The sequence below is a fragment of the Bacillus sp. (in: firmicutes) genome (assembly GCF_031983925.1).
Taxonomy (GTDB): Bacteria; Bacillota; Bacilli; order Bacillales; family Bacillaceae_G; genus Bacillus_A; species Bacillus_A pacificus.
Map to the genome: position 1 here is coordinate 54,211 of NZ_DALYZR010000008.1, position 16,705 is coordinate 70,915.

The following is a 16,705-nucleotide window of genomic DNA, read 5'->3' on the forward strand; positions in this document are numbered from 1 at the left end:
GAGTTGTTGAGATGCATTTCTTATTGAATATGTTAGGGGTTTTCGTTGTCATATTAATCGTTTTCTTATGTTCGCCTAATAAAAAACATATAAAATGGAGACCGATTGTAATTCTCATCATATTGGAGCTTTTTATTACGTGGTTTATGTTAGGCACAAAGCTAGGCAGTATTATCATTAATCAAATAGCGTCATTTTTTAGTTGGCTACTGGCATGTGCGAATGAAGGAATTCGATTTGCATTTCCTTCATCTATGGACAGTCCACACATTGATTTCTTCTTTAGTGCATTACTTCCTATCATCTTTGTTATTACTTTTTTCGATATTCTATCTTATTTCGGAATCTTAACTTGGATTATTGATAAAGTAGGTGCAGTTATTTCAAAGATTTCTCGTTTACCAAAGTTAGAAAGTTTCTTTTCGATTCAAATGATGTTTTTAGGAAACACCGAAGCACTTGCGGTTGTTCGTGATCAATTATCTGTTTTAAAAGAAAATCGTTTGTTAACTTTTGGGATTATGAGTATGAGTAGCGTTAGCGGATCTATTCTCGGTGCTTATTTATCAATGGTTCCAGCAACATATATTTTCAGCGCAATCCCATTAAATTGTATTAACGCATTAATTTTAGCCAATGTATTAAATCCTGTGGAAGTTACGAAAGAAGAAGATGTTGTTTACACACCTTCCAAACATGAAAAAAAGGATTTCTTTTCTACTATTTCAAACAGTATGTTAGTCGGTATGAATATGGTTATCGTTATTTTAGCTATGGTAATTGGTTATGTAGCTTTAACAGCATGTTTAAATGGGATTTTAGGATTTTTTGTAACAGGTTTAACAATTCAAAAAATCTTCTCCATTATCTTTAGTCCTTTCGCTTTTTTACTCGGTTTATCGGGCAGTGATGCTATGTATGTAGCTGAACTAATGGGGATCAAAATAACGACGAATGAATTTGTTGCAATGATGGATTTAAAATCAAGCTTAAAGTCGTTACAACCGCATACGGTTGCGGTTGCAACGACATTTCTAGCTTCTTTTGCTAACTTTAGTACAGTAGGTATGATTTACGGAACTTACAATTCATTATTTGGCGGAGAAAAATCATCAGTCATCGGTAAAAATGTTTGGAAGCTTCTTGTGAGCGGAATGGCTGTTTCCTTATTAAGCGCTATGCTCGTTGGGCTTTTTGTATGGTAAATAATTTTAAAAATAAAAGACACCCAAACGAAAATTGAGTGTCTTTTATTTTTATTTTCGAATTTGTCCATTACCACGAATCACATATTTTGTAGAAGTTAATGCAGGAAGTCCCATTGGGCCCCTTACGTGTAGCTTTTGTGTACTAATGCCAATTTCAGCGCCGAATCCGAATTCAGATCCATCAGTAAAACGAGTTGATGCATTATGATACAGTGCAGCTGCATCAACAGATACGAAAAATTTGCTGACGTTTTCCTCGTTTTCTGAAATAATCGCTTCGGAATGCATAGACCCATACGTATTTATGTGATGAATCGCTTCTTCAATAGAAGAAACTACTTTAACCGCCAGCGTGAGAGATAAAAATTCTGTTCCCCAATCTTCTTCTGAAGCAAGTACAATTGAAGAATCCAATGCCAATGCTCTCTGATCACCACGTAGCTCCACGCCTCTTTCCTTCAAAGAAGAGAACAGCTCGCTACCATGTTGCTGTGCCCACTTCTCATGAAGTACAATCGTTTCAATCGCATTACATACAGATGGTCGCTGCGTTTTTGCATTTATAATAATATCAATTGCCATTTGTTTATCTGCTGTTTCATCAATGAAAATATGACAATTTCCCGCACCTGTTTCAAGTACTGGAACAGACGCTTCTCTCACAACAGTATCGATTAATTGTTTACCACCTCTTGGAATAAGAACGTCTAAATAATCATTCATTGTAAACAACTGCTTTGCGCTATCTCGCGTTGTATCTTCTATAAGCTGTACACTTTCTTCTGGTAAGCTTGTTTGTTTGAGCGCTCTGTGAATAACAGCAACGATCGCTTTATTAGAATGAATAGCAGAAGAACTACCACGTAATATAACTGTGTTTCCTGTTTTCAAACAAATTGTAGCAGCATCCACTGTTACATTCGGTCTTGCCTCATAAATCATGCCAACAACACCAAGTGGTACACGCATCTCCTGAATAGATAATCCATTTGGCCGTTCCCATTCCCTTACACATTCTCCTACAGGATCACGTAATTCAATTAGCTGCTTAATCCCCTCTGTCATATCAATAATACGATTTTCAGTTAGCATAAGACGATCAAGGAGTGAATCAGAAAATCCTTTTGCCTTACCTTCTTCTATATCCCGTTTGTTTTCCTCTAAAATATAAGCTGTTTCATGTATTAATTGATTTGCAACTGCAGCAAGTGCCTCGTTTTTTTGATGTGTAGATTTTAGTACAAGTTCCCTAGCAACCTCTTTTGCTCGTTTCCCCTTTGCCAACACTTCATTCATTTTTATTTCCTCCTTTTTAAGATTATCTTAAAGTGAAACCCAATGATCCCTATGGATGACTTCATAATTATGCCTTTCGCCTCTTGCTTGAATATGTTGACTTTGCATACCTTTTATCTCTCTTAATTCCTCTGCGCTATATGTGCATTGTCCTTTTCCAATTACGCGCCCTTGTTGCGTCATTACTTCTACAACATCGCCAACTTTGAAAAATCCTGACACATTTGTAACACCAGCAGGAAGAAGACTTTTACCATGCTGAATGATAGCTGTAGCTGCTCCGGCGTCTATTTCAATTTGACCGCTAACAACCGAATGCAAGGCAATCCATTGCTTGTTCATCTTTATTTCTTTTTGAGGGGCATTCCCGACATACGTTCCGTCACCTTTCCCCTTTAAAACATCAACAAATTTCTCTTGTCCACGTCCTGTACCGATAAATACACTTACCCCAAGAGATAGCGCCGTCTTTGCAGCATCAATTTTTGATTTCATACCGCCAGTCCCAAGTTTTGAGCCAGCATCTCCAGCAAGAGAAGCAATTTCTTCTGTAACTTCAGGAAGGAAATAATATTTTTTCGCATCCTCATTTTTTTGAGGATTTTTATCATATAAACCGTTCACATCTGTAAAAATCATAAGCATATCTGCCGAAACAAGTCCGCTTACTAAAGCTGACAGCATATCATTATCACCGAACGTTAACTCCTCTAAAGAGATGGAATCATTTTCATTAATAATTGGAAGAGCAGAACGGTTTAGTAACTCTCCTAACGTAGCGTATGCGTTACTATATTGTTCTTTTCTAGAAAAATCACTTCTCGTCAGCAAAAGTTGTGCAGTAACAATACCATATTTACGGAATTCCTCCGTGTACGCCTGCATTAATAAACTTTGTCCGACAGCTGCTGCAGCCTGTTTCCCTTTAATTGTTACAGGTCTGCTCGGATATCCTAGAGCAGAAAAACCTGCAGCAACGGCCCCAGATGTAATTAATAAAACTTCATGCCCTTCCTCTTTCAATCGAGCCAATGCGGCAACATGATCTGAAAGTTGTTCTTTAGAAATGCCTCCATGACTATCCGCCAAAGAACTACTCCCAATCTTTACAACTATTCGCTGTTTCTTCACTTTTTTATCCCCCAAGTCTAAAATCAAAGTTTTTTATACATTACACTTCTATTCATACAGCTTGCAACGATTTCTATTCTAATGAGTGCTGCACCTAGCCTATTTAAGAGCAAAATAAAAATGACCGCTTCGCCCTTCATAAAATAAAAAGGACGAAACGGTCATTGTTCCGCGGTACCACCTTAATTGATATACATAGATATCCACTTGGCGCCTATAACGCAGGCGAACGCCTAAACTTTCATTTAAGACTCAGGGATAGGTTCGATATATTCTATACGAGGAATCTTTCAGCCGGTGAATTCCACTCTCTTTCGCAAGAAGACATATGTACTATTTCCCTTCAACGATTTACTGTTTAATTTTTTTATATTATGCGATATAGTTCGATTTCGTGTCAAGAGGTATTTTTAAAAATACATAGAGCTGCCAGTTACTTGTATGAAATTATTTCCCTACTGAATGAAAATACAAATCGATATAAGTTCAACTCATATTTATAAACATAAATCTTACATTATAGTGTATATATTTACAGAATGTTGAATATAATCAATTTTTATCTTTTCGTATTGCAAAAAGGAATATATTCTCTTAGAATGTTTCTTTATATTGCACAGAGATGTTATTGTTATATTAAGATAATACTTTCGAAATGATATAATTTATTAAAAAGGAGCAAGATTGAATTATTATGGATAAACAAATTGGATTCATCGGATGCGGAAATATGGGGATGGCTATAATTGGCGGGATGCTAAACAAAAAGATAGTGTCTTCAAATAAAATCATGTGTTCAGATTTAAACACGACGAATTTAGAAAATGCTAGTGAAAAGTACGGAATAACTATAACTACCGACAACAATGAAGTCGCTAAAAATGCTGATATTTTAATTTTATCAATTAAACCAGACTTATACCCATTAGTAATTAACGAAATTAAAGAAGTAATAAAAAACGATGCTATCATCGTTACGATCGCTGCTGGTAAAAGTATTGAAAGTACTGAAAATGCCTTTAATAAAAAATTAAAAGTTGTACGAGTAATGCCTAATACTCCTGCTCTTGTTGGAGAAGGAATGTCTGCATTATGCCCAAATGAAATGGTGACAGAAAAGGATTTAGAAGATGTGCTAAACATTTTCAATAGTTTTGGTCAATCAGAGATCGTAAGTGAAAAGTTAATGGATGTTGTAACATCTGTAAGTGGCTCTTCACCAGCATACGTATATATGATTATAGAAGCGATGGCAGATGCTGCTGTACTAGATGGCATGCCAAGAAATCAAGCATATAAATTCGCTGCTCAAGCAGTATTAGGCTCTGCAAAAATGGTACTAGAAACAGGAATACATCCAGGTGAATTGAAAGATATGGTTTGTTCTCCTGGCGGAACAACGATAGAAGCTGTAGCAACTTTAGAGGAAAAAGGCTTACGAACAGCCATCATTTCAGCTATGCAACGTTGTACACAAAAGTCTGTTGAACTATCTGGTCAAACGAAAAAGTAAAACTATAACTTCACATGAATGTAATTAGAAATGCACTACATGATAAACAGCCAAACTCGAATATACTTGAGTTTGGCCGTTTTAGTTGTTAATTATATTAAAATAACTTCAATCACCCCTTCCCTACTATACTTGTGTAATTTTATTAGAAACAAGTAATTTTTCAATACAAATCGGTAACATGTCTAATAGCGTTTCAAATGCGTAATTTACATCTAGACGTTCAGTCCATTGATGTGCATCTTTTCCTACCGGCCCCATATTTAAAACTGGAACATCAAACTCTTCTAGTTCCTGAAGTGGAATTGAGTAACCTTTATCCCATAGTGGCATATTGTCTACAAGTGAACTCATTGAATCTAGTGGATTCTGTAAGCCCACATAGCTCAAATCTGAAATTCCTCCAAAATAGTTTTGGTTTTCAAATGTAATGTTATGATTGAGGTTTGCATACTTTTCCATTTCTGTAACTACTTCTTTAATTAACAGATTGTTGCGTGAACTTACAGCTGGATAATATGGCGGAGCAAAGAAAAGTACAATCATCGGCGCCTTTTCTTTACATAAAATAGCTAGTTTATCTACTAAATCAATGGTTACCGCACGATCATCTTTCTCTTCTCTATTTTTTATTATGCTAGATTGAATTTCATTTATTTTCTCTTGCCCATGTTGTTCAATTGCATATGCGATAAGCTCTTCATACGTTAATACATTCACCTTCATATTAGGCGGTATAAACGGATTATATTTAGAAAAACGATATGCTTGCTTTTCATATTTCTCTTCTATTTTCTCTGCTACTTTCGTTACTTTTTGACGTAGCAATGAAACGACATCCGTCATTGACTTTTCTAATAAAAACAAATTAAATAATGTGACTGCACGATGCGGAATTTGTACAGAGTAATCCTCCTTTAAGTCCCTTTGAAGTAAATTAGTTGGCGGAGGACTCGCTTCCCCTTCTACAATATCACAAAGGTCTGTATTCAACTCTAATTCTGCTGTTATTAATGAAGCCATATAACTCCCATTTAAGCCTGCAAAAGGTTCACCTACATGTGTTTCTTTACCATAGCAAAGAAAACCAGGTAACACCTTACCAATAGAACCAGTATAAATATATTTCTTTTGATCACCAGGATGTCTTGCAAACATAGGCTCTGAATTTAGTACCGTTTTATACTCTAAATCATGTTCTCTTGCTAATTCTAGTAATCTTGGAATAGCAGCTCTCATCCCTACCGAGTTTACTTCTTCATCTGGTACAGCCAATAAAAGAACATTCCCATCAAATCTTCCTTCGCAAGCTTGCTCAATCATTGCCATTTGTAAAGCTAGACCGCATTTCATGTCCATTGTTCCTCTACCAAACAACCATTCTCCTTGTTCTATATCTTCACGTACATGGTCTGGAAGCTCATCTTTATGAGCATAAAACATAGACGTTAACTTTTTAGGATTGAATGCATCTTCTTTCCACACTCCGTAATCTTGTACATCTACAACATCAAAGTGACTTACTAGAATTACGGTATTTTTTGTACGATCGCTTTTCTTTACTAGTGCTGTAACAAAATATCGTCCGTCCCCTGTCGGATTTTTTTGCAAATGGTGCGGATTTTCTTTGAAATACTGTAAATCAGATAATTGTTCCACAACGAAGTCTGGCAATATCACTTCAGCTTCTGTCCCTGTAATACTAGGAATTTCAACAAGACTGCTTAATAATTGAATCAATTGTTCTTTTGATTGCCACTTTGACATATATATCCCCCTATTTTTCCGCATTATGAAAATCAATTCCAGTATATGAATAAAAAATGACGACAGTTATCAAAATTATAGTTCTGATGTACTGCCGATTTTTATTGATATTTCATGAGCTGCTTGTTTCACCTTACTAATAAGAAAAGAAAGTCGATCATCATTAATGCGATGACTAATTAACCCAACACTTAATGCTCCTACTACTTTATGATTAAATCCGATAATAGGTGCAGCTACTGAAGCTGTCCCTTCTGTTTTTTCTCCATAACTGACAGCATATCCTTCGTTTCTTATTTGGTTTATTTGCTCAAGAAGAATTTGCTTTTGTTCTGGTAAAGCAGAAAGTAGCTGCTCAACAATATATTCCATTTCATTCTGTTTCATATTGGCTAGCATCGTTTTATTTGCGGCACCAATTGAAAGAGGAATTTGTTCCCCTAGATTATCAATAACTCGAATTTTTAATGGGCTATCCATTCTTTCAATGATAATAGAATGTGTTCCATTTGGAATGTTCAAATAAACACTTTCTTCCACCTCATAGGCCAATCGCTTCATTACTTCTCTTGCGACTGATCTGTAGTCTACCTTCTCCAATTGTCGTAATCCTATTTCCATCCACATCGGTCCAATTTTGTACTGTTTCGTTTCTGAAATTTGCATAACTAGCCCATGCTCGATTAGAGAATTAAGTAATCTATGTACTGTACTAACTGGGAGATGTGTTCTGTCCGCTATATCAGAAATGGCCCAATACTCTTTTTCATTAGTAGAATTTAATAACTTTATAATACTTATCGCTCGATCAATGGACTGTACCATAACTCACCTCTACTTCACTTGTAATATATTAGTACGCTCAATTACCTATCAATTTAACAAAAATCCGAAATGAAATCAATCTATTTATTCAATTTTCTAAAAATAAAAATATACTGCGAACAATAATTTGAAAGCGTAAACAAAAAAATATTGACTTTTCTTTTTAATTATCTGAAAATTATAACAAGATTTCACATCACGGAATATATTCCACAATACGGAAAAACATCAAACTTTATTCTATCAACTACGAAAGTGAGGAAAACAATGGCGCAAGTAAATAATACAAACAATGAATTAAAACGTACGATGAAAAGTAGACACTTATTCATGATTGCACTCGGTGGTGTGATTGGAACGGGGTTATTTAACGGATCTGGCTTTATTATAAGTCAAGCTGGACCTGGTGGATCCGTACTTGCCTTTATGGCCGGTGGATTATTAATGTATTTCGTTATGCTATGTCTTGGTGAGCTCGCTGTAGCCATGCCTGTTTCAGGCTCTTTCCAGGAATATGCCACTAAGTTTATTAATCCTGCAACTGGCTTTACAATCGGATGGTTGTATTGGTTAAGCTGGGCAAATACAACCGGCCTTGAATTTACAACTGCCGGCATTACAATGCAGCGCTGGTTTCCTGATATTCCTGTTTGGGTTTGGTGTTTAATATTTGGCGTTACAATCTTCACAATTAACGCATTATCTGCTCGTAGTTATGCAGAAACAGAATTTTGGTTTTCAAGTATAAAAGTATCTGCCATTATCGCTTTTATTATTCTTGGCGGCGCCGCTATGTTCGGTTTTATCGATTTAAAAGGCGACGAACCAGCACCGCTATTATCAAATTTCGTGAATCATGGTGGTTTATTTCCAAATGGACTTGCAGCTATCCTATTAACAATGGTTACAGTCAATTATTCCTTCCAAGGTACAGAACTTGTCGGAATCGCAGCAGGTGAAAGTGAAGATCCAGCAAAAACTTTACCTCGTTCTATTAGAAATATTATATGGCGCACGATGTTTTTCTTCGTCTTAGCAATCTTTGTTCTCGTTGCTTTAATTCCTTGGGAAGAAGCAGGATTAACAAAAAGTCCGTTCGTTGCTGTATTTGATAATATCGGTATTCCATATGCCGCTGATATTATGAACTTTGTTATTCTTACTGCTGTTCTTTCGGTCGCCAATTCAGGATTGTACGCAGCAACTCGCATGCTTTGGTCATTATCCAAAAATGAAATGGCTCCAGCCTTTTTAAAGAAATTATCATCACGAGGAATACCTTTGAATGCTTTAATTATGACAATTGCTATTTCTGCTTTTTCTCTTTTAACAAGCGTTGTAGCTGCTGAAACGGTTTACTTATGGCTCATTTCCATTTCTGGCGTCATAACAATCATTGTTTGGATGTCAATTTGTGTCTCTCAATTCTTTTTCCGTAAACATTATTTAGCAGACGGCGGAAAATTAGAGGACTTAAAGTTCAAAACTCCACTTTATCCACTTGTACCAATACTTGGTTTTGGATTGTACGGCATTATATTAATCAGTCTAATCTTTATCCCAGAACAACGACTTGGAATCTATTGCACTGTACCATTTATTATCTTTTGCTACACTTATTATCACTTAAAAGTTAAGAAAAGAATTTCTACTAACACTAATAGTGAGACTAAAATTAGCGAGACGATGTAATACCCTGCTTATATAAAAGACCGCACATGGCTTTCACTTCATGTGCGGTCTTTTATCATTTTAATTCGCTTTAAAATTATATAATGGCTTAATAATATGCTTTATATCTATTGTCTCTTTCGTATTTTCGATAATTTCACCCATTGGCTTATATACCATTGGTGCCTCATCAATTGTGCTTTCTACTACTGATGTAGTCCACACCTCTGTCATCGTATTTTGAAATTCCTCTAGACTCAATGATTCTTTAGCCTTCTTACGACTCATAATACGTCCTGCCCCGTGCGGACCAGAAAAGTTCCAGTCTGGATTACCTTTACCAAATGCAATAATTGAACCATCTCTCATGTTAATTGGAATAATGACTCGTTCATCTTTCTGAGCTGAAATAGCACCTTTTCGTAGAATCATATTTTCTATGTCTATATAGTTATGTATTGTAGTAAATTGATCGGTTACTTGCCAGTCCATTTTAGTGACAATTTCATCAATCATTGCTTTACGATTTAACGCAGCATACTTTTGAGCAATATTCATGTCATTCATATAATCTTTGAATCCCTGTCCTTCTAAATAAGCTAATTCTTTTCGAATATTAGGCTTCTTTATTCCACGTAAAGTTTCTTGTATTTCTTTTTCTCTCCCCTCTTTCATTAATCTCTTAATAATCTCATCTTTCATTGATGTAACATAAATGAGTTGTTCATATGCGAAGTTCTGATAATACTCTGCTATTTGCTTTCCTAAATTACGAGAACCACTATGAATGACAATATATACATTCCCTTTTTCGTCTTCATTTAGTTCGATGAAATGATTCCCTCCTCCAAGAGTACCTATACTTTTTTGAGCGCGTTGTAATGTAAATGGTGCTCTCACACCATCAAAATCAATCATTTTTGAGAATCGATGTTCTTTATCTCGGATACGAAAACCACTTGGAACAAATTTCCGAATTGTTTCGTCTAAATAATCGAAATTAATTTCTTCTTTTTTCTTATCAATTACAACAACTTCCATACCACAACCAATGTCTACCCCTACAAGATTAGGAACGATTTTATCTTGTATTGTCATTGTTGTTCCAATCGTACACCCTGCTCCCGCATGTGTATCTGGCATAATACGAATTTGACTATCCTTTACAAATTCTTGATTACAAAGATCAATAATCTGCCCAGTCGCCGTCTCATCAACGTTATTTGTAAATACTTTCGCTTCATTGTATTTTCCTTGTAATTTCAACATCTTTCCTGTCCCCTTCCTTTTGAAAGAATTATTTTATTACGTTGTTTCTGTTCTTATCATTACTCTCCTCTACCTTCTGCTTTCCATTATATATGTATGATATCCTTCACAATAACAAAAAATAATGATGTTTTATCTTATTTACATAATATGATTACCGTATCCTTGAATTTATACCTACATATGAGTATTCCACGTCCTCAATATCCGTTATATATAACAAAAACTCCCCTTAAATCGAAAATGATTAAGGGGAGTTTTATAGCCGATGAAATTATAATTCCGATTTCACCCGAACAGAAACATTATTTTTAATTATATTTTTTACATCTTTAAAGCTAACAAAATTGTTACTTTTCTCATCCCAAAGACGGAAACGTAGTGATTGTAAGCTTGTAGCAAGTGTAATTGTTGGTACATTTTTTAACGGAAGCGTATTATTGTGTGCCTCTTCTAGCTTATAATTAGGTACTCTTGGGCTTAAATGGTGAACATGATGGAATCCAATATTACCAGTTAAGAATTGCAAGATTTTTGGAAGTTTATAAAATGAACTTCCTTCTACTGCCGCTTTTACATATTCCCAATCTTTATCCTCTTCAAAATAAGAATCCTCAAAAGTGTGCTGTACGTAAAACAGCCAAATCCCTACTGAACCTGCTATTAAGAATATCGTACCGTGTACGAACAGAAACGATTGCCACCCTATTGCCCAGCAAAGTATTGCTACTACAGCAACGATAATAATATTCGTCAAATACGTATTCATACGTTCTTTCTGTCTTGCACCTTTTCGGTTAAATCTATTTTTAAGCAAGAAAACATAAATCGGACCTAATCCAAACATAACGAATGGATTGCGATATAAACGATATGCTAAACGAAGTCTAAATGGTGCAGCTACATATTCATCGACTGTAAGCGTCCAAATATCTCCTGTACCTCGCTTATCTAAATTACCACTTGTAGCATGATGAATCGCATGCTCATGCCCCCATTGATCAAATGGGAATAACGTTAACACACCCATACATGTCCCTACTATTCTATTAGCAGGTCGACTTTTAAAGAATGAATAATGGGTACAATCATGAAAAATTATGAAAATTCTTGTCATAAAACCAGCAGCTAACAAAGATGGAACTAATGCTAACAGATAAGAAACAGACAAACTTTTATAAGCGAGGTACCATAAAATAACAAATGGCACGACTGTGTTAATAAGTTGCCACACACTTTTTTTAATCGTTGATTTTTCATACGGAGCAACTTGTTTTTTTAAATTTTTAGTATTTTCTAATGTCATTTTTCTAATTCCTTTCCTTTTTGTTGCTAATTCATATTATAGCACACTATTAGTATCAGGTGTTAAAAGTAGATATAATAAATATTATATACTATAAAAATCTCTTTTTTCTTACTCAATACTTACAAATTACTTACTCCCAAAATAGCGCTATAATTGGACAAATGGAGCATTTCATTTATAAAATGAACTTCTACAAACTTTTTCACAAGCAGAAAAGAGCTGCCATAAGTCAGTTTCACCGGCTTATGGCAGCTCCTCTTCATTTCCTTTTATTTTATCGATGGATCCAAACTGCACCTGCAGACTTGTCTTCAGCTTGACCTACTACTTCAAACTTCAATCCTAGTTTAGGTAACTTACGTCCCGCATCTGGAATAACGCTGTTGATGTATTGCTTAGAATCATCAAATTTTGCAACTCCTGGTAATCCTTTATAGTCAAAGATACCGCGAGTTGGTGAATTTACTTTCCATGCTGGCGTTTGATCAAATGAGAATGCCGCATCGGCAATTTGATAACGTGTACTGCTCTTCACGGTAGGTTGTCCGTTTAATGTTCCTACGATTGCCTCTGGATGAGAATCTACTACTCCAAGGAACCCTTCACCTGGATGAACGCCTACCCAGTTATCTGTAAAGCTTTGATCCGCATACCATACAACCATTCCTGTATTAAATACTGGACCACGTGCATATTGTAATGCAGTATCAGACCCAGCGTAATTACGCCACTCAATATAGTAGTTATGTTTTTTCTGTTCAAATCCGTTAGACACAGTAAATCCTTTTAATGTCATTGCTGGCTGGCCTTCTGCGTCATCAGAGAAAACAACTTTTCCATCTACAGTTAACGCTGCATTGTCTAACGCAAATCCTTTATATGCTACTGCAATATCTGTTACATACTCAAATTGCAGTTTTACTTTCTTTCCTTTGAATTGATTTAAATCATATGATTTATCAACCCACTTACCATCCGTTGTATCTATACCACCTTTTACATCTTTTTCACCCATTCGATCAATGCGTGTCTTCGTTCCATCTTCTGCAATCGCATATACGTCAAGGAAATCATACTTCGCTTCCAGTTCATAAAATGCCTTATAATCAAACTTAGCATCCGTTGCAGTCGTTAAGTCAAATACTGGTGTCTCAAGTGTTGTATGAATGTCATTTCCTTTCGTGCTGTAATAAAACTTCTTACCAAATGCTGACTCAATATTTTTTATATCTTTGTCTGGCAAGTTAACACGAATGATTCCTGGTCGTTTTGATTTTGTCACACTTTGATCTAAATATGTTGCAGTACCGATTCCCGTACGAAGTTTATCATAATCTACCTCAACAATATTCGCCCAGTTCCCCTTCATATTTTTTTGGAAAAACTCTTTATTTTGCGGTGAGAAACTTGTTGGCTCTGTACCTGCAATTTTTCCGGCCCAGCTACCGCCGCTCATTATAGACCATGATTCAACTGGTTCACCTTGTCCTGAATACTTTGTATCATATTCATCTGGTAAGCCTAAATCATGACCATACTCATGTGCAAACACACCAACCGCTCCGTCTTCAGGCTCGATTGTATAATCGTATGCAGCCATCTTTCCGCCCCAGTTCGAAACAGAAGATTTTGTACCATCAATCGCATATGGCTTCGACCCTAGTTTTGAACGATGAGACCAAATTGCATCATCTTTCAATTTACCACCGCCAGCTTCTTGACCCACGCCTGCATGTACTACCATTAAATGATCAATAATTCCATCTGGCTCATTTTTATTTCCATCACCATCTTGATCGTATTGATCAAATTGGTCATAATCTGCTAAATTGATACCTTTTGCTACCGCTGCTTTTAATGCTTCTTTCACAAGATCTTTTGGTCCTAAAGGTCCCTTGTTATCATGGCCAGTTCCCGCATCAGCACCGTAATCTGACGCTTTTCCTGGAACAGTAAGCCATTCCGTTACAGTTCCATCAACTGTGTAGCTTCCGCCAGATTGTTCTTCATAATATTGTTTAAATGTATTAATCTTCGATCCATCAAATAACGTAAATGGCTCATCACCAAATAGCATTTTTTGATAATGTTCACGATTAAAGTCCTTAGAATACATATAACCCGGTTCTTGATCAATATTATTATGCTTAAAATCGCTAAATTCTACGAGTAATACAAGTACTTTATCTTTTCGAACAGCCCCATTGTACTCAGCTTGCTTCGCTGGTGTAGTCGGTACTTTTCCATTTAATTTTCCTGGGTTCAATCCTAGACCTTGCCCAGCTACTGATCCTACTTCGGGTTGCTCCGCCTGTTCATTTTCCTTCATTTTTGTATCTTTTACTTTTTTCATAAAATCTGAAGCTTCTTGCGTAAGATTATCTCCTGTCAAGATTTCTTTTCCAGGGTTTTCCCCTTTCTTTTTCTCAACATATTTTTCGACAGCCTTTGATGTCTCAGCTTGTGATGCAGATTGATCGATTACTCCCCGTTGCTTCAGCGCTTCTGCCAAGCGTTCCTCTGGTATTAAATGTTCATCAATTGGTAGAGATGGTGGCGTATCAGCATACGCTGCATGACTTCCAAAAGCAAACGTACTACTTAGCACTGCTGCTGTTGTTAATACCGCTAAAGGTTTTAATTTCTTTTTCTTTTTCAATGTATTTCCTCCCCAGTGTCTGCAAATTATCGATTTTTGCCGATAGCAATATAATATTCGTTATAATACGAATATTCAATCTTTTTAAAGTACTAAAATGTTGAGAAATATTTTTTCTAGGATGAAAAACATAAATAGGTGAATTTACAGGAAGTTCACTCTAGAATTTGTGGTTCTCTTTCCTCTTTTTTCAAGTGAAATCTCATCTACACAAAAATGCCAATTCCTAAGTAGTAGCTAAGGAATTGGCGTTTTTTTAACGAGAATGCTTTATGAATAAACGACTTGCTTCTTCTGGTACATAGAATTTACCATTGCTTTCTACAACAACACTTCCTAATTCATAATCTTTATTCTTAATACGAATTATATTTTTGTTAACAAATAATTGAGCTGTTACATTATTACGTTTTACTATGAGCACAGGATTTACTGCATTAGTATTATCTACTGTTACAGTCGCACCATTCTGCTTAAAGGCTAATTCACTCTCTACAAATAATTTGTTTGTTACTTCTTCTAAATTAAAGCCCATCGCTTTCGCCATTGTCTTTGCAACGTCCGTGTTTTGAATCAAACCAACTGGCTTTTGAGGACCGTATGAATATAAAAATACATCCTCACCAGTATGCCCTCCTGTTGTGAAGCCTATGTTCGCACGGTTAGCCAATAATGTAGTGAAAATTGGACCTACATCTATTTTCTTTTTAACCACTTTTAACCTTTCTTTTTCATCATAAGTTAAATTGTCCAACCCGTATAATTTAGCTACCTCTTCTACATTGGATATATCAGATTTCAAATTATTGATAGTTCCTTCAAGTGTCATTTTCGCTTTTTTCAACGGATCAATATATGTAGAGACCGGCGTAGTATTATAACCTTTTGTCGTATTCATATTGCCAATAGAAATACCGCTGTTACCATGGTCCGCTACGGCTATTAGCATCGTATTACCATCTTTTTTTGCAAATCTTAATGCTTCTGCAACTGCATTATCAAATGCCAATACATCACTAATCATCCCAATTGGATCATTCACATGTGCAGCCCAATCTGGCTTACTTCCTTCCACAAATAAAAAGAACCCATCTTTATCTTTTGATAACGTTTGAATTGCTTTTTCCGTCATTTGCGAAAGTGTTGGTTGCTCCGGATTTGTTGCTTCACGATCCATATCAAACGCTAAGGCATTATGTGAGAAAGAGCCCCACATTTTATTAGATTTAGATTTCAATAATGCCTCTTTCGTTTCAATAAAGTCGTAGCCTTTATTTTGAATCACTTTTACTAAATCTTCACCATCTTTTCTTTTTATAGGTAGCAGTGCCGCTTTTCCCCCGCCTAATACGACATCTATATTTTGATACACTTGTTGCTCCGCAATTACGTCAAAATGCTTGCGGTTTACATGGTGAGCAGAGAATCCAGCGGGAGTAGCATGCTGAATTTCAGCTGTAGCAACAATTCCAGTTGCGCGACCAGTACGTTTCGCACCTTCTAAAACATTGGCAACTGGACGTAACTTGTCCTCTTCTTTTATTGATTTTAAGCCAGGTGAACTCACAATAGTAGGTAATACCCCTACATATCCAGAATTCGATTTATTCCCCGTCGCTAAAGCTGTAGCTGCTGGAGCTGAGTCTGTTATAGCTGATTCCGCCGAATATGTACGAACTCCTCCTGTTACAATTTCATCTAATGCAAGTGGTTTCCCTTTATACAAGCGAGCTAATGTAGTTGCTGAAGAACTCGTTCCGTCCATAACCATTATGATTACATTTTTCGGTTGACGTTCTACTTTTTTCACTTTCGCTTCCACCGTATGATCATCCATCATACTTTCAGTACATAACATACTTAGTGTGATCGTTCCTACTAACAGTAACTTCTTCATCTTTAAACCCAATACAAACATGATTGCGCCTCCATTAGTTTCACATTCATTTACATACAAAATTCTGACTGCCTACATATGTTTTATTAGTTCCCAATTTTTCTAAAGCTAACAATAGTAACTTTCTTATTCATTACATGTCGGTATAGTTCATCTATCT

General features: G+C 35.9%; 11 protein-coding genes and 1 other annotated feature. Of the genes, 3 read left to right on the top strand and 8 right to left on the bottom strand.

Annotated features, from left to right (window positions below; translation table 11 throughout):
• Nucleotides 1–11 precede the first annotated feature (11 nt).
• Complete coding sequence (locus tag RTP99_RS20245) at nucleotides 12–1,205, top strand: NupC/NupG family nucleoside CNT transporter (RefSeq protein ID WP_000545588.1); 1,194 nt, start codon at nucleotides 12–14, stop codon at nucleotides 1,203–1,205.
• 51 nt (nucleotides 1,206–1,256) lie between these two features.
• On the opposite strand, the gene RTP99_RS20250 is transcribed toward RTP99_RS20245, so the two are convergent.
• Together RTP99_RS20250 and proB are read right to left on the bottom strand one after the other, a co-directional pair.
• Nucleotides 1,257–2,504: a glutamate-5-semialdehyde dehydrogenase gene (locus RTP99_RS20250; protein WP_001006656.1), complete on the bottom strand. Its 1,248-nt coding sequence runs from the start codon at nucleotides 2,502–2,504 to the stop codon at nucleotides 1,257–1,259.
• A gap of 27 nt (nucleotides 2,505–2,531) precedes the next feature.
• A complete protein-coding gene (gene proB / locus RTP99_RS20255) occupies nucleotides 2,532–3,635 on the bottom strand; it encodes a glutamate 5-kinase (protein ID WP_000744720.1) in 1,104 nt (367 codons plus the stop codon).
• A gap of 145 nt (nucleotides 3,636–3,780) precedes the next feature.
• Nucleotides 3,781–3,991: a binding site (T-box leader), on the bottom strand.
• Nucleotides 3,992–4,329: 338 nt separating this feature from the next.
• Here proB and proC point away from each other — a divergent pair.
• Complete coding sequence (proC, locus tag RTP99_RS20260) at nucleotides 4,330–5,148, top strand: pyrroline-5-carboxylate reductase (protein WP_000360707.1); 819 nt, start codon at nucleotides 4,330–4,332, stop codon at nucleotides 5,146–5,148.
• Nucleotides 5,149–5,274: 126 nt separating this feature from the next.
• On the opposite strand, the gene RTP99_RS20265 is transcribed toward proC, so the two are convergent.
• A complete protein-coding gene (locus RTP99_RS20265) occupies nucleotides 5,275–6,915 on the bottom strand; it encodes a M20/M25/M40 family metallo-hydrolase (RefSeq protein WP_000049550.1) in 1,641 nt (546 codons plus the stop codon).
• Between the two features lie 75 nt (nucleotides 6,916–6,990).
• Nucleotides 6,991–7,740: an IclR family transcriptional regulator gene (locus RTP99_RS20270; RefSeq protein WP_000250763.1), complete on the bottom strand. Its 750-nt coding sequence runs from the start codon at nucleotides 7,738–7,740 to the stop codon at nucleotides 6,991–6,993.
• 267 nt (nucleotides 7,741–8,007) lie between these two features.
• Between RTP99_RS20270 and RTP99_RS20275 the strand changes: the two genes are divergently transcribed.
• Nucleotides 8,008–9,432 (top strand): amino acid permease, encoded by a 1,425-nt coding sequence (locus RTP99_RS20275; protein WP_000079966.1) that lies wholly within the window; start codon nucleotides 8,008–8,010, stop codon nucleotides 9,430–9,432.
• Nucleotides 9,433–9,492: 60 nt separating this feature from the next.
• On the opposite strand, the gene RTP99_RS20280 is transcribed toward RTP99_RS20275, so the two are convergent.
• From RTP99_RS20280 to RTP99_RS20295, 4 genes are all read right to left on the bottom strand, one after another.
• Nucleotides 9,493–10,680 carry an RtcB family protein gene (locus tag RTP99_RS20280; protein WP_000916225.1) on the bottom strand — a complete coding sequence of 396 codons (1,188 nt, stop codon included), beginning with the start codon at nucleotides 10,678–10,680 and terminating at the stop codon, nucleotides 9,493–9,495.
• Nucleotides 10,681–10,954: 274 nt separating this feature from the next.
• A complete protein-coding gene (gene desA, locus RTP99_RS20285) occupies nucleotides 10,955–11,986 on the bottom strand; it encodes a Delta(5) desaturase DesA (protein ID WP_000171513.1) in 1,032 nt (343 codons plus the stop codon).
• Nucleotides 11,987–12,263: 277 nt separating this feature from the next.
• Nucleotides 12,264–14,648, bottom strand: coding sequence for an immune inhibitor A domain-containing protein (locus RTP99_RS20290; protein ID WP_000727456.1), 2,385 nt, complete (start codon nucleotides 14,646–14,648; stop codon nucleotides 12,264–12,266).
• 256 nt (nucleotides 14,649–14,904) lie between these two features.
• Nucleotides 14,905–16,566 (bottom strand): alkaline phosphatase, encoded by a 1,662-nt coding sequence (locus tag RTP99_RS20295; RefSeq protein WP_000497798.1) that lies wholly within the window; start codon nucleotides 16,564–16,566, stop codon nucleotides 14,905–14,907.
• Nucleotides 16,567–16,705 lie beyond the last annotated feature (139 nt).

Coding starts and splice junctions, on each gene's coding strand:
- RTP99_RS20250 (WP_001006656.1), bottom strand. CDS start 2,504: ATGAATGAAGTGTTGGCAAAGGGGAAACGAGCAAAAGAGGTTGCTAGG.
- RTP99_RS20270 (WP_000250763.1), bottom strand. CDS start 7,740: ATGGTACAGTCCATTGATCGAGCGATAAGTATTATAAAGTTATTAAAT.
- RTP99_RS20245 (WP_000545588.1), top strand. CDS start 12: ATGCATTTCTTATTGAATATGTTAGGGGTTTTCGTTGTCATATTAATC.
- proC (WP_000360707.1), top strand. CDS start 4,330: ATGGATAAACAAATTGGATTCATCGGATGCGGAAATATGGGGATGGCT.
- RTP99_RS20265 (WP_000049550.1), bottom strand. CDS start 6,915: ATGTCAAAGTGGCAATCAAAAGAACAATTGATTCAATTATTAAGCAGT.
- RTP99_RS20280 (WP_000916225.1), bottom strand. CDS start 10,680: ATGTTGAAATTACAAGGAAAATACAATGAAGCGAAAGTATTTACAAAT.
- RTP99_RS20275 (WP_000079966.1), top strand. CDS start 8,008: ATGGCGCAAGTAAATAATACAAACAATGAATTAAAACGTACGATGAAA.
- RTP99_RS20295 (WP_000497798.1), bottom strand. CDS start 16,566: ATGTTTGTATTGGGTTTAAAGATGAAGAAGTTACTGTTAGTAGGAACG.
- desA (WP_000171513.1), bottom strand. CDS start 11,986: ATGACATTAGAAAATACTAAAAATTTAAAAAAACAAGTTGCTCCGTAT.